The organism is Anaerotardibacter muris, assembly GCF_943192915.1.
GTDB classification, from domain to species: Bacteria; Actinomycetota; Coriobacteriia; order Coriobacteriales; family Eggerthellaceae; genus Anaerotardibacter; species Anaerotardibacter muris.
Genome location: NZ_CALPCD010000001.1, coordinates 164177 through 187285, shown reverse-complemented (window position 1 = coordinate 187285; position 23109 = coordinate 164177). Strand labels below are relative to the sequence as shown.

General features: G+C 56.4%; 9 protein-coding genes. 8 read left to right on the top strand and 1 reads right to left on the bottom strand.

Annotated features, from left to right (window positions below; genetic code table 11):
• Positions 1-1757: 1757 nt before the first annotated feature.
• The 4 genes from NFR25_RS00815 (at position 1758) to NFR25_RS00805 (ending at position 20273) form a co-directional block, all read left to right on the top strand.
• The gene (locus tag NFR25_RS00815) at positions 1758-15353 is read left to right on the top strand and encodes an InlB B-repeat-containing protein (protein WP_251197352.1); all 13596 of its coding nucleotides are present in this window, start codon (positions 1758-1760) and stop codon (positions 15351-15353) included.
• Positions 15354-15406: 53 nt separating this feature from the next.
• Positions 15407-18859 (top strand): ABC transporter substrate binding protein, encoded by a 3453-nt coding sequence (locus NFR25_RS00810; protein ID WP_251197351.1) that lies wholly within the window; start codon positions 15407-15409, stop codon positions 18857-18859.
• Between the two features lie 173 nt (positions 18860-19032).
• Positions 19033-19161: a hypothetical protein gene (locus NFR25_RS07385; protein ID WP_275556927.1), complete on the top strand. Its 129-nt coding sequence runs from the start codon at positions 19033-19035 to the stop codon at positions 19159-19161.
• Between the two features lie 326 nt (positions 19162-19487).
• Positions 19488-20273 (top strand): hypothetical protein, encoded by a 786-nt coding sequence (locus NFR25_RS00805; protein ID WP_251197350.1) that lies wholly within the window; start codon positions 19488-19490, stop codon positions 20271-20273.
• A gap of 163 nt (positions 20274-20436) precedes the next feature.
• On the opposite strand, the gene NFR25_RS00800 is transcribed toward NFR25_RS00805, so the two are convergent.
• Positions 20437-20781, bottom strand: a complete 345-nt coding sequence (locus NFR25_RS00800) for a cupin domain-containing protein (RefSeq protein WP_251197349.1) — start codon at positions 20779-20781, stop codon at positions 20437-20439.
• Between the two features lie 349 nt (positions 20782-21130).
• On the opposite strand from NFR25_RS00800, the gene NFR25_RS07450 reads away from it, so the two are divergent.
• The 4 genes from NFR25_RS07450 to NFR25_RS00785 all read left to right on the top strand — a co-directional run bounded on the left by NFR25_RS07450 (position 21131) and on the right by NFR25_RS00785 (position 23108).
• The gene (locus NFR25_RS07450) at positions 21131-21304 is read left to right on the top strand and encodes a type II toxin-antitoxin system HicA family toxin (RefSeq protein WP_420840594.1); all 174 of its coding nucleotides are present in this window, start codon (positions 21131-21133) and stop codon (positions 21302-21304) included.
• Between the two features lie 28 nt (positions 21305-21332).
• Positions 21333-21848 carry a helix-turn-helix domain-containing protein gene (locus tag NFR25_RS00795; RefSeq protein WP_251197348.1) on the top strand — a complete coding sequence of 172 codons (516 nt, stop codon included), beginning with the start codon at positions 21333-21335 and terminating at the stop codon, positions 21846-21848.
• A gap of 22 nt (positions 21849-21870) precedes the next feature.
• Positions 21871-22794, top strand: a complete 924-nt coding sequence (locus tag NFR25_RS00790) for a ComF family protein (RefSeq protein ID WP_251197347.1) — start codon at positions 21871-21873, stop codon at positions 22792-22794.
• A gap of 113 nt (positions 22795-22907) precedes the next feature.
• Positions 22908-23108 (top strand): type II toxin-antitoxin system HicA family toxin, encoded by a 201-nt coding sequence (locus tag NFR25_RS00785; RefSeq protein WP_251197346.1) that lies wholly within the window; start codon positions 22908-22910, stop codon positions 23106-23108.
• Position 23109 lies beyond the last annotated feature (1 nt).

Here is a 23109-nt window from a genome sequence, read left to right as displayed (position 1 = left end):
CTTGGTAGCACTGTTGTGAAACCGTCAAGATCGACCCAAAATGGGGCTTTAGTTGTGGAGGAAATGTGAAGAAACGTCCATTTTTGCCCCCAAGTTGTCAAAAATTCGGCGGATTCGTCATATACCGCGCTGCCCCGATCCAATCCCATCAGAAGGGTGGGTCAGAAGCCCTCAGAAGCCGCCTGAGAGCCGCGCAGGTCTTTTTCCAGGTCAATATGCCTAAAACCATCGGGCCGCGCCTGGCGCGGAAGCTCTGCCGCGCCACCCCGCGCCAAGGTGCGCGGAGGAGTGTTTTGCGATCAACGCTGGCGCGGGACCTCAAGAACGGTCATCCGTCACCTGGGGAAACACCCGCGCTTTTTGCCGCGCCAAGGCCGCGTTTATTCGCAATGAGCTGGACAGGCGCGGAAACGCGGCGTAGAATGTCAAACACTTCGATCTAGGGGTGGGCTGTCTACGCCTAGGCGAAGAGTCCAAAGGAGTCTCGGCTCTGAGGGAAGGATCTCAGACCGGGGCGTGATGCAAGAACAGGAACGTGAATGCAAGACTGCATGAACAGAGAGCAGATGGAGCTGGCTAGCGCTAGCACATCTACTGCTGTGCCCGCAGCTAAGCGCCGCGGACCTGTGGCATCCCTTATTGCCGCCTTAATCGTGGCGGTAGCGTTATTGTTCGCAATGCCTTCTCTTGCGTACGCTTCAGAAGAAGCAGAGGTAAGCGGTCCCGCTTCCCCAACGCAGGAAATCCTGCTATCAAAGCCTGATAGCAGCAAGTCGGTGAACAAAGCGCCGGACACACCCACTACGCCCCCTGCGTACAAACAACAAGATGCGTATACTTCGACCCCGAATACCGGGGTCGACGTCGTTTCTGGGGCGGCTGATAGCAGCTATACAGCGGGTGATAATAAGTCCTCTATAAACGATAAAGACAGCGATTCCGATTCCGATGCTAGCGCAGAGGATACCAAATACGACGTTGATAGCACCCTGAATAAGGGTGAGGATACCGTCGATTCAAATACTGACGATGATAGCACCCTTGATAGCAACGGTGCTATTTCTGGTTCTACCGACGAGAACGCTACTGATAACAATCAGAGTGCGGTTCCAACTGGTAGCGATAGCAAGGCTGACGACGTGATTGCTACTCCTTGTGATGAGGAGAGTGCAGATCAGAATGCTGGCACCACCTCGGATAAAACCGAGGAGGTGTACGGACCGTTCTTGACTAGCAATTCATCCAGTTCTACTGCAACTTCGTCAGATATTACGACTGCAGCTGGGGCTCCAATTACGATTCATTTCGATATAGGTTGGTCTACAAAACCCACAGCTATCGCTAATGTTCCAAGTACTGCATTAGATCTCGGTGCTTCCAATGATCCAATCTTTAATGGTAGCAATCAATTCTTGAGGTTTGAGTCTACAGGTGGCAGCGCTACCCTTACAACGGATGCCGCTGGTGCTATTGCTCTTGGTATTGATACCCCTGCAACTGGTGCAACTTATAATTTCCGTTATGGTTATACTCTTACGCAGTGGCTGTTTGTTGCAACTCAAGTCAGGAACGGTGTTGAACAACAAGCCATTCTTTCGCAGAAAGACTTCGTTGCTCTTTCTAATCTCGCACAGTACACCAATGGAACTTATACTTCTATTGAGGCTTATCCAATTGTAAAAATTCAAACTAAGAGTGTCGCATATATTAAATCCAACAATACTAAGGTTACTGGTGCTGGCGGAACGATTAACTACATGACCGTTCCAAAGGATCCGAGCGAGGCAACAACGCCTTACTATCTGACTGATGGTTATGAGTGGATTGCAGAAGAAAATGCATCGCCTAAGCTGAAGGCAACCAGCTCTTTCCCTGCAGGCTCGACTTTTGGCGACATTCTTGACACGATCTATCATTTCCGCGGAAGTACCGCTGATTTCGACGCACGTGTTTTCATGGCTATTAATATCCGTGAGACGGAGATTGTCGAAGAGCTCTCTTACCAGGTTACCTTCAATAATGGTGGTGGTTCTGGTACGGCTCAGACCTTCACTTATACTGATCGCAACGCTCTTGCAACCAGCACTGGTCTTGCAGCTGGTAATAAGCCAGAGGCAAACTTTACCCGTCCTGGTTATGACTTCAAGGGCTGGGCTCTCACCAATGGCGCGACTACGCAGCTCATTGGCTCTGCTGGCGCACTGAAAGATGCGCTTACTATTGAAAATGACGGTAAGTACACCCTCTATGCTGTCTGGGCTGTTCAGCAGCGCACTGTTACTTTTGCTCAGAATTTTACGGGAACGGCAGGATCCATGCCGAACCCGCTTATTAATAATGTGAACTACGGTTCGAATTTCACTATTCCGAACGTTACTCCTACCCGCACCAACTATTCCTTTGCAGGTTGGGCAACCAGCGCAACTGGCACTAAGGCTTATGATCCGGGTGCAACCATCAATAACATTACGGCAGACGTTACGCTGTATGCTCTTTGGACCGCATACCCTGTTGTTACTTATGATCTGAACAGCGGTTCTGGTGGTCCTTCACCTCTTACTTATAATGTGGCTCCCAACACGAACCACTCCATCGTAAGTGGCGTCCCTACCCGCTCTGGTTACACCTTTGCTGGTTGGACCACCACCCAAAACTCTGCTGCTGGCACCATCTACTCTAATAATGGTAGTATCGCTGGCACCCAGGGTCTCCTGGCAGTGGGTACTTCTAACATTACCCTTTATGCACTGTGGAATCCTTCCGTAAGCTTCAATGCGAACAAGCCCTCTGGCGCACTCGCTGCTTCTACTGTTTCCAACATGCCTGCTAATGGTTCTGCAACCGCTGGCCAGGCATACACCCTTCCGAACAACACTCCTACTCTGCAGGGTTACACCTTCGCAGGTTGGAAGGCAAACAACACTGGCAACAACATTGCCGCAGGTGCTTCTGCAGGCGTTCTTTCTGCAGCCACCACCTTCTATGCTCAGTGGACTGAGAACAGTAACTACAGTGTAGTGTTCTACGCTGCTGCAACGGGCACTTCCGATGGCACTGCGCACAACACGCAGTCTGGCAAGAAGTGGACCGACTCCATCACCGTTCCTGCCACCCCCACCAAGACTGGTTACAACTTCGGTGGTTGGTTCCTGTCCAAGGATGCCAATGGCAATGGTACGGGTACTGTGGTGATGGCTTCTGCAACCGCATTCAAGGATCTGTGGGTTGCAGCTGGCTCTAACGCAGCAACTACCCAGATCAAGCTCTATGCAAAGTGGACCGAGAAGGACCGCGTTACCGTTACTCTGAAGCTCAATGGCACTGGCGCAACTTACAATGGCAGCACCAGCGACTACACTTCCGAAAGCATGCTCCAGGGCAGCAACTTCTCCATTCCGAACTACACCAATCCTTCCCGTACGGGTTATAACTTCAAGGGCTGGACCGAATCCAATGCTGGTACGGGCACTGTTTACCAGGCAAACCAGCAGGTCTACACTGGCCTTACCGAATCCAAGATTCTTTACGCTAAGTGGGAAGCAGCAGTTGTTACCTTCTCCTTCCAGCCTGGCGCAACCACTGGTGTTACTAATGTAAAGGGCACCAGCCCCTGGACCACCACCGCGAACTATGGTTCTAACCTGTCTGTTCCTGCTGGTACCACGGTCTACACCCGCACTGGTTACAACTTCAGCAGCTGGGGTTACACCAATTCCTCTAATGCTTCCGCAACCGTTGCTGCAGCAGGCGCTTCTGTGGCTGTGGCGAACTTCAAGATCACCTGGACTGGCTCTTCTGAGGCAGGTACCCTGGCTGGTACCGCAACCCTTACCGCAAACTGGGGCGACTTCACCTATACCGTACAGTGGAATTCCAACGGTGGCTCTACCGCGAACACCACTACTGGCAACGTGACGCCTTCTACTTCTCTTACCACTCCCGCAACCAACCCGGTTCGTGCAGGCTACACCTTCACCGGTTGGAACACCGCAGCAAATGGTTCTGGCACTGCTGTTACCACGGGCTCCGTGGTCTCCAGCACCTGGAACCTTACCGGCGTTTCCTCTGGCGGCACTCTGGTTGCTTATGCTCAGTGGAAAGAGAACATCGTTCAGATCCGCTTCTTCAAGGATGCGTATGCTGAACCCATCTGGAATGACAACACCGCATATGCAAATGGCACCGTGCTCTATGTGGGCGCTGCAACGGGCGACATCTATGCTGACGCTGCAGGTTCTTCCAAGACTGGCAAGAACATCTCTGCCAACATGAAGCCTAACTTCACCAATACCAACTATGAATTCAATAAGTCTCATGGTTCTAAGTGGACCATCGGTTCTGCGGCAGGCACCGCAGTTGCAGACGCCAATGTTTCTGCAGCTGGTGTGCTCACTGTTCCGAAGACCAACAACCTCTACACCAATGCAGACTATTACCTGACCACTTCTCCTAAGTGGATCGCTTACACCGTTGAGTATTACCTGCAGAACGTTAATGGTTCTGGTTACACCAAGGTGACCACCCCCGCAGGCAGCGGTACCGCACCGTTCGGTTACACCGTTTCTGCTGGCACTGCAGCGAACACCAACGACAACACCAAGACCATCACCTTCGCACGTTCCTCCATCACGGGTGCAACCTATAACGCATCTGCTGCTGGCAGTGTTAACTCCCTGGTTATGGGTGCAACCGCTGCGAATAACGTGCTGAAGCTCTACTTTGACCGCAATGTCCACAATGTTGACGTGGCTTACACTGGCGATGTTCCTGCAGGTATGACCTATACTCCTGCAACTCAGACCAAGCGTTATGGCGAGACTGTAACGCTTACCACTCCTACTGCTCCTACTGGTTATACCTGGGGCGGCTGGACTTTGGTCTCTGGTACTGGCGTGACCGCAGCTCAGGTTCGCTCTGGTTCCTTCACCATGCCTGACAGCGATCTGGTTATTGAAGGCACATGGTCCAAGGTCAAGTACAACGTTACCTTTAAGACGAACACCACTAACGGTGCTGCTTTGATCGGCACCTCTACTTACAGCCTCGAGTTTGGCGATTCTCTGCCGGCAATCCCGACCGCAAACCCGAAGGATTCCAGCCAGTATTATTTCATGGGTTGGAAGATCTATGAGAACTGCACCACTGCAGGTAGCGAAGGCACTGGTCAAGAAGGCGCGGTCATGTCTCCTGAGGCAATTCTGGGTACTGGCGTTGACGTTGCAACTCCATGGCACATTACTTCGAACACCGTTTTCGTGGCTCAGTTCGGCCGCGTAGTAACTGTAAACTACACTGCAGGCGCTGCATCTGGTGCATTCACCTCTGTTGATGGTACTCAGCTTGGCTCTAATACCATCAGCCGTTACGGTACCCGTTACAGTGGTCTGCAGCTCGGTTGGACCCTGCCAATCTATGGCGGCGCCTTCGATCCTGCGAACGACCGTAATGCTGGCAATCCCAAGGCAACCCCCGGTTACAAGTTCGTAGGCTGGGAATGGCATGATGAGCTCCTCGGCCAGACCTTCCGTGTTGAAGGCTACTACACTGGCACCTCTAACGAGACCCGTCAGTTCCACCGCACGGGTGGCGATGCAATGCCTACCACCATCAACCAGTCCCTCACCTTCACTGCAATTTGGGCAGAGACCGCTCAGCACCTGCACTACGATGTTACCCACTCCAACATCGCAGGCGTTCAGGGCATCCCCGCAACCGACGTTGCAGCAAAGACGGGCGAAAACGTTAACGTCCCCAAGGCTCCGGCTTACACCGCTTCCGCGAACGCAACCGGTTACACCCTGCTGGGCTGGACCACCGACTATAACTACAACAGCGCAACTTCCAAGCTGTACACCACCACGTTCACCATGACCGCAGGCGAGCGCAACACCACGCTCTACACCCTGGGCGAGAGCGGCTACGGCGTAACGCTGTACCCGGTCTTCAAGGAGAACACCGTTACTATTACTTATACCTATGCAACTGGCTCCTCCTCTGCTATGGGCACCCTGTCCCGCACCAATGAGGGCAACAACTTCGCAATGGTCTCCGGCACCCCGCAGGGCTCCAAGCCCACCGCTGCCACTGGCCACAAGTTCCTGGGCTGGTTCACCGACGCTGCTCATACTCAGGCTGTTCCCGCTTCTTGGGTTTCCTCCGATGGCACCCTGAAGCCGCAGAAGGGCACCGACGGCGTCTTCGCTGCAGCAACCTACTATGCAGCATTCGAGGCAGAGACTTACACCATCACCTTCAAGGTTGGCGACCATGGCACCTGGACCTCTCCTGCCAATGGTACTGACGACAAGACCGTCTCCCTCAAGTACAACACTAACTATGGCACCAACGTTCCCACCACCAAGGCGAACACTGGTTATGGCTTCACCGGTTGGAAGCTCGAAGGCACCAACACTGTTTATAGTGCATCCAACCTGGCATCCCTGAAGGTCACCGGCAACGCAACCTTCGTTGCTCAGTACGAAGAGCGCTCCGGCTTCACCGTTACCTATGAACCCAATGGCGGCACCCCCAGCCCGGCTTCTCAGTCGGTTTCCTGGACCGCTGTCCTGAACAACGTCATGAACAATGACGCAAAGAACAATATGAAGAAGCAGGGTTACAACTTCGACGGTTGGTATGTCACCAATGGTCAGACCACTGGCGCTTGGGATGAATCCAAGAAGGTCACCGCAACCCTTACCTTCGCAGACGCACTTACCCTGGCGGGCATCACGGTTGACGGCGACACCGCAACCCTGCCGCTCTACGCAAAGTGGACTGCACGCCAGATCACCCTGCACTTCCAGCCGAAGTGGCCTAATGGCTCCACTCAGACCATCGCTGACAAGGTCGTTACTTGGGAGGATCTGAACCTCCTGGGTGCGAACGAGACCCTGTCCGCAGCTGGTTACACCTTCACCAAGTGGAGCACTTCCACCACCGCTTCTGGCACCACGGTTACCAACGCAACCAAGGTTTCCGACATCTATCGTGCAGTTTATGGCACTTCCGACAACACTCACTCTGAACTGACCATCTACGGTGTTTGGGATCAGAAGACCTTCACCGTTAAGTTCCAGGCAGACGGCCGCGACGTCAAGACCGTTCCGAACGTCACCTGGGAGACCATGCTCGACTACTACTCCTATGCTCCTGCAGATGGCTCCAAGCGTCTGCTGGGCTGGAAGTACACCCCAGCTGGTGGCACGCAGCAGACTTGGCTGCAGGCTGCTGGTAAGCTGGCAGTTTCCGCATTCGACGGTACCCCCACTCCTGCAGACGGCTCTGTCTTCATCCTCACTGCAGACCTGGAGGACAACACCAAGTACGTCATCAACTTCAACAAGGTCAATGTTGACGCTAATGGCAACGTGGTGATGAGCACCGCCAATAAGCTGAACTCCATCAATGGTTACACCACCCCTGGCGTTGCCATCGACATCACCAACTTCAATACTCATAACTACATCACCGAGTTCGAGACCCAGAATGGTGCTGGCCGCCTGCCTGCCCTGAAGGGTTATGAGCTCAAGGTCATCGACGCATCCAAGACCACGGCAACCGCTTCTCAGGTTACCGCTGGTGGCACCGTTACCTTCGAAGTCTACTGGGTCGAGAAGATGTACACCATCACCTACGACCTGGGCCGCGACCCGCAGGGTAACAACGCTCCGTCCACCATCACCAAGCCTGCAGACAAGACTGCTGGTTGGAACTCCACCGACATCCTGCCTAACGACACCACTGGTCTGGTGTGGGAAGGCCACAAGGCACCGAAGTGGCAGTACCAGAACACCTCTGGCACTTGGGTGACCGTCCCGGCTGGCGCTAAGGTTTCCGACATCGCCAAGACCGACGACAACACGCAGCCCATCGTTCTGCGCGCACTGTGGGAGACCGACAAGGTCCGCATCACCTATGCTGCTCAGACTGGTGGTACTGCAAAGAACGCTTCCGGCAGCTTCACCGTTGCTTCCGGCAGCCAGAAGTACGAAGACATCGATGCCCTCACCGGCACCGCACAGACTCTTACCGCAACCGCTTCTGCTGGTTATAAGTTCGCTGGTTGGTACAAGGACGGCGTCCTGCTCACCACCGATGCGACCATGACCCCGGCTAAGGAAAACGGCATGTTCTCCTCCGCCACCTACGAAGCACGCTTCACCCCGCTGGGTGCGATCTCCTACACCATCGAGCATCACTTCGAGGGTCTGGACGGCGTGTTCGTACAGAATGCAGCACTCAACGACGTTCGCACTGGTGAAGAATTCTCCACCATCAACGTTTCGAACGACATGATCAAGAACATCAAGGGCTTCACCTACAAGGCTGGTCTGACCGGCTCCAAGGAGACCATCGCATCCCTCGTGGACGGCGAAGTTCTGAAGCTCTTCTACCAGCGCAATGCTTATGACGTTTGGGTGACCGCTGCTCAGGGCGACGCACCGGCAACCGTGCCGACCGTCAACTACCCTGCAACTGGCATCAACCAGGCACACACCACCCAGAAGTTCGGCACTGATCTGGTTCTCCCCAGCATCACCGCTCCTGCTGGTTGGGCATTCGCTTGGACCGTTTCCTACAAGGATTCTGACGCGACCACCACTACCACCACTACGATGGCAAATGGTGCTCCGTTCACCATGCCTGACGCAGCCGTGAACATCATCGGCACCTGGACCCGTCTGGCACACACCGTTAACTTCATCGCTGGTACTGGCGCTCATGGCACCGTCACCGCAACCGACGGCAAGACCCTTCCGTTCTCCGTCGACCACGGCAAGACCCTCATGGACGCTTCTGCAACCGGTAACTCTAATAATGTTAAGGTCACCGCGGACAACGAATGGGCGTTCGCTGGTTGGAAGTACACCGACGCTGCTGGCGTTGAGCGCACTACCATGAATCCTGATTCCATCGTGATCGACGCAGACACCGTCTTCACCGCGATCTGGGCTCAGACCTTCTTCGTGGCATACAACCCGGGCGCTCATGGCGGCAACGGCTTCACCACTCAGATCACCGCTGGCGACGACATCTCCGGCCAGCCCAGCGTGGCAACCTTCCCGCTGATGATCGGTGGCACCGACCGCACCACCAACGCTCCGGCTGCTGATGGCTACCGCTTCGTTGGTTGGTCCTGGAACCTGGGCGGCAACGACTTCTACTGGCTGGCAGTTTCTGACTACAGCGCAGCTGGTCTTGCTGGCACCGCAGCAACCATGGACTTCAACGTTACCAATAATGTGATCTTCAACGCGATCTGGGAGGCACTGCCTCAGGACCTGATCTACAAGCTCGACATTACTCAGCCCGCTTCCGAGTGGACCGCAACTGGTCGCCCGGGTCTGGCAGGCGCTGGTAACGAATACCACGCTGATCCTAAGCCTCGCACCGACGAGACCGTCACCCTGCTCACCTCTGCTGATGTTCAGCGCGAGGGCTATGAATTCGCAGGTTGGGCGATCTGGAACGACGCGAATGGCGACGGCGTGATCACCTCTAATGAACTTTCCGGCCGTTACACTGGCACCTTCAAGATGCCTGCACACGGCGTGACCTTCGTACCGGTTTGGAACTTCGCTTCCATCTCCGTCAAGTTCGAGTTCGCTGATGGCGCTGCTGGCCGCGGTACTCTCTCCTCCACGGTTGAGAACATCGTCGACGGCACCAAGGTTCGCCTTGATGGTTCCATCGCAACTCCGAAGCCTGGTTACGCATTCGACGGCTGGTACATGGACGCTGCTCACACCACCAAGGTGCCGAACAGCTGGCTTGACTACGACTTCGACGCTGATGGCAATGTCATCGGTGTGGCTCTGAAGCCGATGCGTCCTGCAGACGGTTGGATCCCCGCGATCTACTACGCGAACTTCATCCCGGCTGCTGCTCAGTACACCATCGACTTCTACTTCCAGCAGGCAGACGGCTCTTACGCCAAGCTCGAGTCTGGTAAGTACCATGACATCATGTCTGAGGCTCTGGCCGACGTTATGGATCCGACCAACCCGGCATCCACCCACCTGATCGACACCACCGCAGGTAAGTGGCTGGGCTATGGCCTGAACGATAACCACTTCGCTCAGATCCTCTCCGCGATCGTCGCGGGCGACGGTTCCACCGTCCTGAAGGTCTACTACGACCGCATTCCGTTCAACATCGAGTACGAACTCGGTGGCGGTAACTGGACCCTGAACCCCGGTCCCGACACTGCGATCGCTGAATCCAATGTCACCATCCCGGGTGCACAGCTCACTGGTCAGAAGCTGACCGGCTGGGTCATCACCTGGACCGACGCAAACACTGGTGAGGCTAAGAGCACCACCATCGGCGCAGGCGCTGCATTCCAGATGCCTTACGCAGATGTTCTGGCAACCGCTGTTTGGGCACAGTATGTCGACGTTCTCATCGAGTTCGTTACCGACAACGGTGTTCAGACCAAGTTCGACGAACTGCTCGTCCCGAATGCTGGCCTGGTCGGCGATGTTTACACTGCACCGCTGGATATCGTGAACAAGTATCGTCCTGCTGGTTACAAGAACCCGGCAACCCTGCCTTCTATCGTTCTTGAGACTGCACCGGACGGCCGCAATATCGTAACTGTCATCTACCAGCTCGCAAACGATTACATCATCAACTTCGATGCGAACACTGGTAAGTATGCAGACAACAAGACCGTTCTGAAGGTCGAAGGTCTCTCCATGGCTGACCGTGTCACCGCTGCAGGCAATCCGCTGCCTACCAAGTTCGGTTACACCCTGGGCAAGACCCCGAACCGTTGGAACACCAAGGCTGACGGCACGGGCACCTGGCTCACCGCAACCATGACCTACGAAGAGCTCGTTAAGGCGATCTTCGGCTCCAACTACAATGACGAGACCCTCCGTACCACTGGTATGACCGTCTACGCAATGTGGAGCGAACTTGACAACCTCGAGGTTAAGTTTGACCTCAACAACGATAAGAACACCAACCCTGGCGTTATCAAGCCGGTTCCGGATTGGCAGACCCCTCAGATCATCGAAGACATGACGGGCGTCAAGTGGACCCAGAGCGGCTTCAACCTGAAGGACGCTAACGGCTTCGACGGCGCACCTCACGGCTACGAGTTCGTGGGTTGGAACACCAAGCGCGACGGTTCTGGTCTCACCATCACCGACGCAACCAAGTACTTTGACATGTCCAATGCGATCGATCCTAACCACGAGCAGTCCAGCATCACGCTGTATGCAATGTGGAAGGAGATCATCGTCAAGATCGAATACACCGTCACCGAGGGTGGCACCATCGACCGTGTGGTTGACTACGTCAGCGCTGTTACTGGCCAGCACGTAGGCGAAGGCTCCTCCGCTGGTAACCGCCTCCACTCCATCGCAACTGGCAAGCCTGGTTACACCTTCAAGGGCTGGGAGCTGGTTTCCGAGAACGGCGTTTCCCGTCTGGTGAACACCACCAATGACTGGAAGACCCTGGGCGACCTCAACGAGCACATGTTCGTTGTTGAGCCCGACGAGGACGGTCGTCTCTACTCCGCAGTCTACCGCGCAGTGTTCACCAAGAACGCTGATGCAGTGATCGAGTACGATCCTAACGGCGGCAACGGCAGCATCCCCGCTACCCGCGCACCGCACTCCACTACGGGTACGATCTCCAACGGCTCTGGCATCAACCGCGGTCACCACACCCTGGTTGGCTGGAACACCGCAGCGGATGGCTCTGGCACCTCTTACAAGCTGGGTCAGAACATCACCTTCCCTGAAGGCGGCATGAAGCTCTTCGCTCAGTGGCAGATCAACTCCTACCCGGTTACCGTTAAGGATCGCGACGACAAGATCGCTGACGTCATCGGTGGTTCCACCAACACCGAGTGGGGCAAGGGCATCCCTGGTCAGTTCATCTCCACCGTTGCTCAGGCTCCTAAGAACGGTGCAACCTTCAAGGGTTGGTCCTACACCATGATCGACTCCGACACTGGTGAGACCATCACCGGCGTGATCAACGACCTGAGCGAACTGGTCATCCTTGGTCCTACCGAGATCGAAGCGCTCTACGATTACGAAGAGCCGCTGGCTCCCGAGGCTGAGATCCCCGCAGAGGACGTGGTTGAGGGCGGTTCCACCCTCCCGAAGACCGCTGACGACACTAACGTCTTCGTCCTCGCACTGATCGCTCTGATCGCCCTCTTCGTGATCGTGATCGCCGCTCGTAAGCGTAACGATCGCGAAGCTGCAACCGAGACCGACCGCAACTGGTTCGAGGCTCGCGAAGGCGAAGCTGAGCTCAACACCAACGGCCGCAAGGCTGAGTGGGCTGCAATTGCTCACAACATCATTCGCAAGATGAGGAACACCATGGAGAACAATGTCAGTCGCAGTGCCGGGACTGACATTGTTCGATCCCCGGGTTCTTTTTTTATGCCTGGGGACGGGTTCAAATCTGTCCCGGACACTTCGGGGACAGGTTCAAATCTGTCCCGGACACTTCGGGGACAGGCTTCCTTCACCTTCATCGCCTCTACTGCGACGGCCCTAGTACTGGCCGTCGTTGTTGCGTTCATGCCTGGCATCGCTGTGGCCTCCACGGGTGATCCTGGATCCTCGGATGCCAACACCGCCACGCAATCGAATACCCAAACGCAGCACTCAAACGACCCCGCCACATCCAAGACGGGGTCTTCTGCATCTAATGGCGCCCGATCGAGCGCTGCAAGCTCATCGTCAGCCTCGTCCGCCTCAAGCGCCGACGAAGCCGAGCGTCAGGCTCATCTGAACAAGCTTGCTGCCGCCAATCGCAATGCAACGGGCAGCAGCTATTCGGTTTCGCCTTCTTCGATCAAGACGAATTCCGCTGGCGTGGCCGTGACCCGCGTTCCGTCGGCATCGAATACTTATTCGAATGCGTCTTCGAGCGTTTCGGGTGTTTCTGGCGCTGCTCCGAGTACTTCGGCTGCATACACTGCGCGCGGAACCTCGAGCGCCACCACCTACGCAGCACCCACTACTTCGCGATTGGGCTCTTCGGCTGCCACCACGGCAAGCTCCAGCGCTGCCAAGAAGGCTGCCGCTAAGAGTGGCTCGCTCAATCGAGTGGCCGCGGCTTCCGCGTCTGCGCAAAATGCACCACTGACCAGCGCAAGCGCGGGAATTTCCGACCCAGCGCGGGAAGACGCTGAAGCGCTCACACTGGTAACGGGCGTTGCTCCGGCAAGCCAGTCGGGTACCGCCGCTGCGCAGGATGACGCGCTAGCAGCAGGGGAGGGCTCGTTCACATATGTGTGCGAAGTGCCCTTGGTCGTGCGTAGCGCTGGATCTGAAAAGAACACCGCGCCCGCATCTAACGATGCTTTCGTTGACGATGGCCTGCAGGTGAGCGCAGTTCGCGGTCGTGAAGACGAAGCCATCATCCCTGCCACCTTGGCAAACGAAGACTTCCTCTCCACCTCTTCCTCTAACCAGGCAAAATCCTCTGGCTCCATCTCCCACTTCGGCGACACCCTTTTGGGGGACGGGTTCAAATCTGTCCCGGACACTTTGGGGACAGGTTCAGAACTGTCCCGGACACTTTGGGGACAAGCCAGCGTGACGAACGACGCTGTTGCTGAAGATTCCGAATTGAACGCTGGGCTCGATGTTGCGAGTAACGGCGCTGTGACCGATGACGCGAACGGCGCCATCAATGATGCCGCGCTCGATCAGGATGCAAGTACCGCGCTTGATTCCGCGCCTACCGCGGAAACCCTGGAAACCACCGCGGCACCCCAGGTAGAAGCCGATTCAGAAGTTTTCAACACTGAAGAAGCGGAAAACAACGAACCTGCTCTTGCCGAAGACAGCGAAGACCCCGAAACTGACCAAACCGACGCTAGCACCCCCGATGAGGGTGACGACAACACCTCCGAAGGCTCCGATAATGGCGACGCCGATGGTGACTCTGACGGCAACGACGGCACCAACAACGGCAACGGCGAAGGCGAAGACGAAGGTGCTGGCAACGATAACAATGGTGACGGCGACGGCGACACCGATGGCAACAACGGCAACGGCGAAGGCGAAGGCGGTGGCGACAAGGGCGACACGACCGACACCACCGACCCCATCGACCCAGACCCTACTGATCCTACGGATCCCGTCGACCCAGACCCCGTCAAACCCACGGACCCCGTTGACCCCGCGCCTGCCGACACCCCCAGCATTCGCTACCTCTCCACTGACGGTGGCACCATCACGCGCACCTCAGACCCGCTGAACGACCTCCAAGGCGTCACCGCCAAGGCCGATCGCGGCTACTGCTTCAAGGCGTGGCTCGTGAGCATCGGCACCGACCCCGACACGGCCAAGATCTTCAGCAACAACGCAACGCTCACCGCCAACCAGATCCGCGATTACGCTCTTGAGGCTGGCGAAGATGCCAGCGCGCTGGTCTTCACCGCCATCTTCAAGGCGAACACCTACACCTTCAAATATGACCTTCAGGGCGCGCAGGCCGAAGACGCCTCCGCCTTCACCTCAACTTCCGCGACCTTCGGCGAAGGCACCGCCGCCACCAGCGGCGACACGCTGAAGAAGGACGGCTACAAGTTCCTCTGCTGGAACACCAGCCCCGACGGGCAAGGCGTGGCCATCCATAACACCGACGCGCTCGTGGACGACAAGCTCCACACCATGTTCTTGATCGATGCGCTGAAGGACACCTCTGGCGCCGAGACCACGCTCTACGCGCGTTGGGTTCCCACGTCAGCGCCCGCCGCAGACGGTGAAGTTTCCGAAGCCAGCATGACGCAGGCAGCTGTGGACGCATTCCGCGACAAGGCTCACGCTCAGATGAAGGACCCGGCCATCGCGGCCATCTTCGCGAATTCTTCGAGCGCGCCCACGTCGCTCGGCTCTGCTTCTAGCACCTCCACCAGGCCCGCCGCGGCAAGTTCGACCACTTCCGCGCGTCCTGCCTCGTTCACGCCCACGGCTTTCGCTCCGTTTGCTGCGGCAGCCGCCCCCGTGATCGAGGCTATCCCCGACGCGCTCCCCTCTGTTGAAGACGCTCTCGCGGCTCTGCAGGAAAACCCTGCTATCGAGCTGCTTTCGAATCTGGCTGAAGCTGTCGTGCTTCCGCCTGCGCTCGAAGTGCTGCCCGCCACCACGGAAGGCATCACTACCGTGAGCGCTGAGGCCCTCACAGGCCTCTCAGAGGGCGAAATGGCGCCCGCCCAGGCTGCAGAAGCCGTGGGCACTACCGTGGCCGCTGTGGCGGCTGTGGCTGTCGCTGCTGGTGCCGCAGGTGCCGCTGCAACGGCTGTTGCCAACGCGAAGACCTCGAACGCCATGAACCGCAAGCGTCGCTGGAAGTTCATGCGCTAGCGAACACCGGGGACAGGTCCCAAACTGTCCCGCCAACATAGAAAGGAACGAGCATGGGGGTTTCTCTACCTCCAAATAGCAGCTGGCTGCAAGGCCGCAAGTACTACGTCACTCGCGTGGCGCTGTTCATTGCTGCCTGCGCGCTGATCGTTTCCGCTATGTTCATGCTCAACGGCATCAACGAACAGAACACGCGAAACCAGCAGGTCGCTTCCCAAATGGTCCAGGCCGACTCTCTCGCTGAAGTGCTGGTCTTGGCCTCCTACGACGACGCCGATACCGCCACCAAGCTCCAGCGCGACGGTTTGCTCGACCTCCTGCGCCGCAGCTCGGTTTCCGCAGATGTCGAATACCTCGATGCGCGTGCTACAGCGCAGAACGCCAACGTTTCCACCTCTACGGCCGCCTATGGAAACGCCCTGGCAGCCACCACCTGGGGGCAGGCGCTTTCCGAAAAGATCGCAGCTCACGGCAAGTATTCTGCGGTCATTTGCATCGATGACGATGCCCTCTGCTTCGCCGAAGCTACCCGCGACAGCCTCTTCTCCACCACGCCCGTGGTCTTCCTGGGTGTCAATGATGTAGCACACGCCAACGCCGCGTTCCAAGCTGGTTATGCAACAGGTCTGCTTGAAGCGTATAACGCTCGTAACACGATCGAGACTGCATCCGCCATGCGCCCGAACGCCACGAACATGCTGGTCATCACGGATAACACCGCCACTGGCACGGGCGATCGCGCCCAGTTCGAACAAGCGGTCAGCGAAAACCCCGATCTCTTCAGTACCTATTCCATCCAGTACGCCAATGCTTCACGCATGAGCCGTGCTGACCTGGCTCAACAGGTCGCTAACACCAACGAAGACACTATCCTTGTCTATCTCGACGCCAACGCTGACGCTGCCGGCAACGCATACGGCGCAGACCAGACTGCGTTCTTCCTTTCCCAGGCATCCGCGCAGCCGATCTACGCCATCGGCCTGACCGGAGTGGGCGAGGGCTTCGCAGGCTCGGGCTTCATCGATTACGAAGCTGAAGGCCAGCGCGCCGGCGAAATTGTGGTTTCGGTGCTCAACGGCACTCGCCCGGCTGACATCCCCGTCGAGACCTTTACCAGCGAAGGCTCCGTCTACGACACCCAGGTCCTGGGCAATTACGGCATCGCCACAGGTCTGGTGCCCGCCAGCGCAACGCTGGTCAACCAGGGCGGATTCTCGCTCGATTCGCTCCGCTCCATCTTCATGCCGGTCTTGCTGCTGGTGCTGGGAATCGCGTGCATCGTCGCGTTCGCCTTCCTTGGTTATCGCCGAACTGTGGCACAGATGGCTGATATTGTCACACAGCGAAACGCCCTCGAGCGCCGCTTCTATACCGACAACCTCACTGAAATGCCGAACATGCAGTGGCTCACCGCCTTCGCGGGTAACGAAGCCAGCTCGCGCGTTCGTTCGATCGTGGGCATTGACTTGCTCGAAGTCGATCAGCTCGACGAGACCCGCGGTTCGGGAACCAGCAACGAAGTGATCAAGGTGGTAGCCGAACGCCTCGACGGCCTGGACAAGGCTTTCATCGTTCGTCCAGGTCACAGCCAGTTCATCATCGGTACCGATCGAGCCTTGAAGCGCGGCGGCAAGTTCCTTGATGAAGTGGAGAGCCTGCTCGGACAGCCGGTCAAAGTGGACGGCGAGAACATTAGCCTCACGTCGTGCGTTGGCGTCTACAACCGCGAACGCGGCATGTCCATCGAGGAAATGGTTTCTGGCGTTGAACTGGCAATTCGTCAGGCCGAATCCACAGGCAGCATCGATGAGGTCGCCTTCTACGACCGCCACATGCGCGAAGCTGAAGAGAGCAAGCTTGCCATCACGTCATGCTTGCGCGAAGCCATCAGTCAGGACGACCTGCACGTTCTCTACCAGCCCCAGATCGAACTGGCCACCAGCAAAGTGGTGGGCTACGAAGCGCTCGTTCGCCTTCACGGCGAGCCCTATCCGCCCGACCAGTTCATCCCCATCGCCGAGGCCAGCGACCAGATCATCGAGATCGATCGCATCGTAACACGCAAAGTAGCACAGCAGCTCGCCACGTGGAAGAAGCGCAAGCAGCGCATGGTCCCTGTGTCGATCAACCACTCGTTCGGCCAGCTCCGCGACGACAAATACGTGGCGTGCGCCAAAGAAGCGCTCGATGAGAACAAGATCGCGCCGAAGTTCCTGCGTGTCGAGATCAAAGAGCAGCTCTTCCTGAACAACATGGCGAAGGCCACGACCTTCTTCGACGAACTGCGTGAAGACGGCTTCGGCATCACTATTGACGGCTTCGGCGCGGGTTACACCTCGCTGGCACGTGTGATGCAGGTCCCAGCCGACATCATCAAGATCGATCGCTCGCTGACCGAAGGCTTCCTTCAGGGCGGCGACGCCAGCGTTATCGCGAACCTGGTGCGCCTGGCGCATGATGCCGACAAGCAGGTGGTCATCGAAGGTGTCGAGACCGCCGAGCAGCTGCAGATGTGCGTCGAAGTTGGCTGCGACATCGTGCAGGGCTTCTACCTCTCCGAGCCCCTGCTGCCCGAAAAGGCCCTCCAGTTCAAGCCCGCCAAGATCCCCCTCCCTGGGGACAGGTCCGAAACTGTCCCGGACACTTCGGGGACAGGCCCCAAAGTGTCCCGGACAAAAAGGGGACAGGCTAGCTCCAGCGATGACGCGAAAGCAGTTTCCGAAGAACCAGTGGTAATCGAGGTAGCTGAACCCGTCGAAGCCGCCGAAGCGGTGGAAGCGATTGAGGCGGTTGAAGCTGACGAGGCCCCCAAAATGACCGCGATGGTCGAGGAGGTCGAATCGATCGAGCCTGACGAGGTGCCCAAAATGGCTGCGAAGGCGGAAACGGTCGAGGCAGTTGAAGCTGAAGCAGCGCCCGAACCTGAAGCGAAAGCCGAACCTGTAGTCGATGCTGAACCCGAAGAGCTTGCAGTCGCGACCGAGCAGGTAGAGGCTCTTGAGACCCCCGCAGAGCCCGCGGAAGCTCCGATCGAAGCGGTCATCGAGTCCGAAACCGTGACAGAGCCGGTAGAGGCCCTGATCGAGTCTGAGACGATCGAGGCAAAGCCGATCATTGAACCCGAGGCCGTGACCAAAGCTGCCGCAGAGGCAGAAGCATCCGCAGAAGCCGAGCTCGAGATAGAGGCACCTGCCCATGTCGAGACCATTGCAGAGTCTGAAGAAATGGTTGAAGTCGTCGAGCCCGAGGCTGACAGCGAAGCTGAAGCAGTCGCCGAGCAGCAGCCCGAAGCAGTCGCCGAATCCGAATCAGAAGCATCCAACGAGCCAGAACTCGAGCCCCAGCCCGAGCAGCCCGAAAGCAAAGTGGCTCGCAAGACCATCGCAGCCAGGATGTCCGCCGCCACCAGCGGCGTAGCCGCCAAGATGGCCGCTCGCGCTACCACGCCAGCCCCTGCGGAGTCAGAGTCAGAGTTAGAGGCTGAGTCAAAGTCGGAAGCTGAGTAAGAGCCGGCGCCCAACCCAGGTGCTCCTGAATAAAATCTCTTCGTTTCTTAAGATTTAAAATTCACGAAAATCGCACGAACAAATGTTCGTAATTCCGCTAGAATGAAAACCAGGTCAGCGGAGTAAGCCCCGCATGCTGGTAGCACCTTCTTGAAAGAAAGGAGGTGAATGCCATGGACCTGGTTATCAAGGTAGTCGAGCTTGCAACTGCAGTTGTTGCGCTTGTCGCCGCAGTGATCAAGGCCCGAAGCATGGCGCGGGGAACGCGTCGCGTTGTGAAAAAGAAGAACCGCCGACGGTAATCATCGGCGGCTTTTCCAAAAGCAAACGGTGCTGCCCGCAGTGCAAAAAACGGGCATCCGCTGGCTGTATTCTAACATGAAGCGTAGGTAGTACGCCAGTATGTCCATAATGTCCGTACTGCTCCTATTAATACCGTATTCGCGCAAGCTCGCATTCGCCAGGTCACTAGTCGGATGCGCAGCTTAGTAGTCTATCGGCCGCATCCCGCACCTCGCTTCATCTGCCAGCTCAGCCGAGCAACTAGCCACCCGCGTGCCTTATGTGATACATTAGTTTCAATCGAATATTAAACGCACTAAAAACGAACTACTGAAACGCACTACCAATGACCAAATCACAGCTCCGTACGGTGCCGCATCTGCCGGTGCCTATCGACACCAAACAACGCAATCCGCTTCCAACGTATCACACTTCAACATCATTGAAGCGAGAGCGCGTTCCGCTGCGCACACAGAGCGTAGCACTGCATCCAACAGGTGTTTCACCTGTCCCTCTGAAGACCATTCCTACGCGACCGATCGAAGTTCAGCCAATTTCGAAAGTCCCGCTGCCCGGCGGTACCACGCGCCTGCCGTATTTCGCGCCGCCTAAGAAGCGGGTCTCGGATTATGGCCGATGGGGTCGCATCAAGATCGCAACGCAAGAACCTCAAGCAACTCTAACTGGTCCCGAGGACCTCGAGATTATCGAAGAAAGCCAGGTAGTCTTCGCGGTAGGGGAGACACATGCTCACCCAGAGCAAACACCCGACCAGCTTAACGATACCTCCGTCGATCAGCCTGATGCCGGATCTGTCATCGATCAACCTGACGCCGAAGCGGCCATCGACCAGCCAGCTGCCGAGGCAGCAATTGACCAACCCAGTGCCGAAACGCTCGATATCTGCAGCGACCAAGGTGTCGAAGATCGCACCACCGGGCAGCCAGGAACCTTCATCTCTGATCGTGTTCCCATCAGGGAGAACGTTGCGCTTCCTATGCAACATGTTCCTCTGGCGCGTATGCCGCGTATGAAGGTCGGGTTAACTCCTATTCGCACTCATACCGCTGCGATCCGCCGCCGAAAGAACGCTCCGCGTCCGAAGAAATCGGCCTCCGCTCGCATCTGGTAGCGAACAAGAACAGGTGTCCGTTTCAAGGATTCACTGTGGCTGCCCATATTGGGATTCAAACCCATTAGAAGCCTATAGAATGAAAAAGAACCCAGCAAGTTGGCTGGGTTCTTTCGTATCCGCTTATCTTGCAGTGCCTTGCCTGACTCAGAGGCAGCACTCATTAGCTTGCTTGCATCACTGCAACGAACTTCAGATCGCCATCGCCCGTGTTCGCGATTCCGTGAGTTTCGCCATCCTTGCAAAACAGCACGTCACCAGCCTGAACAGGATAGGATTCATCGTTGTCGGTATACGTGCCTGTGCCCTGATAGATGAAGTACATTTCGCTGTCGCCCGTGTGCGTGTGCACGCCGATCGAGCAACCAGGTTCGAGCGTAATGGTGGATGCGTAGGTCAACTGGCCATGCAGCTGTTCACCCTGAAGCAGCAGGTCACGCAGGATATAACCTTCGCCGCCTTGGACGTGTTCCGCCTTGGCTACCTCGCGATTTCGTGAAAGTGACATAGTACCCTCCTTTTTCCTGCACTCATTGTGGCAGATTCCTACAAGAAAGTTCAAATCCTCTTGAGCAAAATATCAGAAAAATGAGAGTTCCTCCAGGTGAACATGGTAGTAAAAGTTCAAATTTCTTTAAGGTTCTTTGGTCACAATTGAAGGCGGTCGCTGCAGCCCGATGCGTTGCAAGCACCTTTTGAATGGGCCGAAGAGACGACTTCACTGCTCCTTTTGAAGCAGCGGCTTCACTACACGGCTTCACGACGTAGGCCCACCATCGAACAAAAACCTTAATTCATATTAAGGGTTATGTTTACAAAACTCTTAATAATTGTTAAGGTTTACTGAAAGGAATTCGATGACAAAACGAAGAGACCTGGTAAAGATGCTGCTCAAAGCAGGGTTTGAGCCTGATGGTGGCACAAGGCACGGGAAATTCACTAAGGGATCGATAACCATGAAGGTTCAGCGTCATAGAGAAATTCCAGACGCTACAGCGAAGAAGATCCTGCGAGATGCTGGCCTTCGTTGATCTGGGTACGTTCTAAAGGAGAGACAAAATGTTGTATGTGCGTGAATTCGAGATCTTTCCAAGCGAGCAATTCTTGGCAGTATTTCCTTGTGATATGAGCGGAGCAACTCAAGGTGTCGACATGCAAGATGCCATCGAGTCCGCTGCAGACTGGCTTAACGTGACAGTTGTGGACGATCTGGTCAGGGGTAGAGAGACCGAAGGCGGGAAGCTTGGTCATGAGCCTCAACATGGTGGCCAGATCATTGTTGTAGCTGTTGACGTGGATCTTGCCCGTGTGCCTGCCTACACCGCAGCCGAGGCAGCGCGTCTTTTGGGCGTAAGTCCAGCTCGCGTCTCGCAAATGTGCGAGGCAGGGCGCCTTACGTCTTGGAAGGAAGGGTCGCGCCGCATGATCTGGAAAGAATCGGTCGATGGCCGACTTCTCAACAAGCCAAAACCAGGTCGCCCCAGGAAAAAGGCTGGCGAAAGCGCCGATTCAGCACCTATCACCGTAGTGCCTACCGCCTCCAATCCGCCAGAACCCCTGCGTTCGCAGGCTTGATCCTCTGCCGCGAGCAACTCATATGCCTTCAGGAGTCTTGCAGGCGCCGCATAGCCGCCGAATTCTTTCGCGCCTAGCATCTGGGCTGCAAATTGCAGGTGAAGGCGTTGCTGAGCTTCTCTGGCCCACACGCTGCGTACTCTGCGATGTCCCTGGCACGCTGCTTTGCGATGAATGCCGCCTTGAGATTCCCTACATCGATCCACTGCGAGCTTGCCCCTATTGCGGACAAGCTCATGGTCGCTATGCGTGCATCGACTGCAATTCCTTCATGTTGAAGCACCGCGGATTGTTCGATGAACAGCCCGAATGCGCTACCGCTCCGCCACTCAACGCGCAGCAGGAATTCACCATGACCCCTCAGCATAACAAGCAGCCCGAATGCGCCCTAACCCCACCGCTTGATCGCATCGCATCGGTGTTCGAATTCGTCGATCCCTGCAGGAAACTGATCACTACCTACAAGGACCGCAAAGAGATCCGTCTGGCAGACGTACTCGCGGAACTCCTTGCCGCATACATAGATCCCAGCTGGATCGAGCCAGGTCAAACGGCGATCGTGGTGATACCAGCTCGCAAGCAGGCTATTTGTGAACGCGGATTCGATCACATGCAGCAAATAGGTGAGCGCCTATCTCGGCTTACGAATTTGCCCCTGCTGAACCTTATCGCACCCCAAGAGCGCGGCGACCAGCGTGGGCTTTCCGCAGCTCATAGGCAGAAGAACATGCGTAACTCATTCGTGCCAAGAGGGGAGGGAGCCTGGCACCCTCGCACCAGTGCGCACATCTGTGCCACAGCCGGATTCACACGGTCGGTCCCGCGCACCATCATCTTGGTCGATGACGTCCTGACCACAGGCGCTACTTTGAACGCGGCAGCCACCGTACTCAAACAAATGGGCGTTCAACAGGTGCTTGGCCTAACCCTCGGCCGCATTCCGTAGCCGCAACCAGACCCCAGACGCAATCCGCGGCCTGGGTTATAGAAATTATCAACTAAAGTTTACAAATACCATTGCAGAATTATTAACCGTAGTTTATAAATAAAGGAGCGCAAGTGGTAAAGCGCAGAGACTTGATTCGCCTGCTCGAACAATATGGTCTGAAGTACGATGGCGGAACGAATCACGATAAATTCAAGTCGGATGATGGCCATGTTACCCATGTTCCTCGTCACAGAGAGATTCCCGACAAGCTTGCTAAGTCGATCATCAAGCAGGCGGGAATCGAAATAGAGCACAAGAAGAAAGGAATGTAGG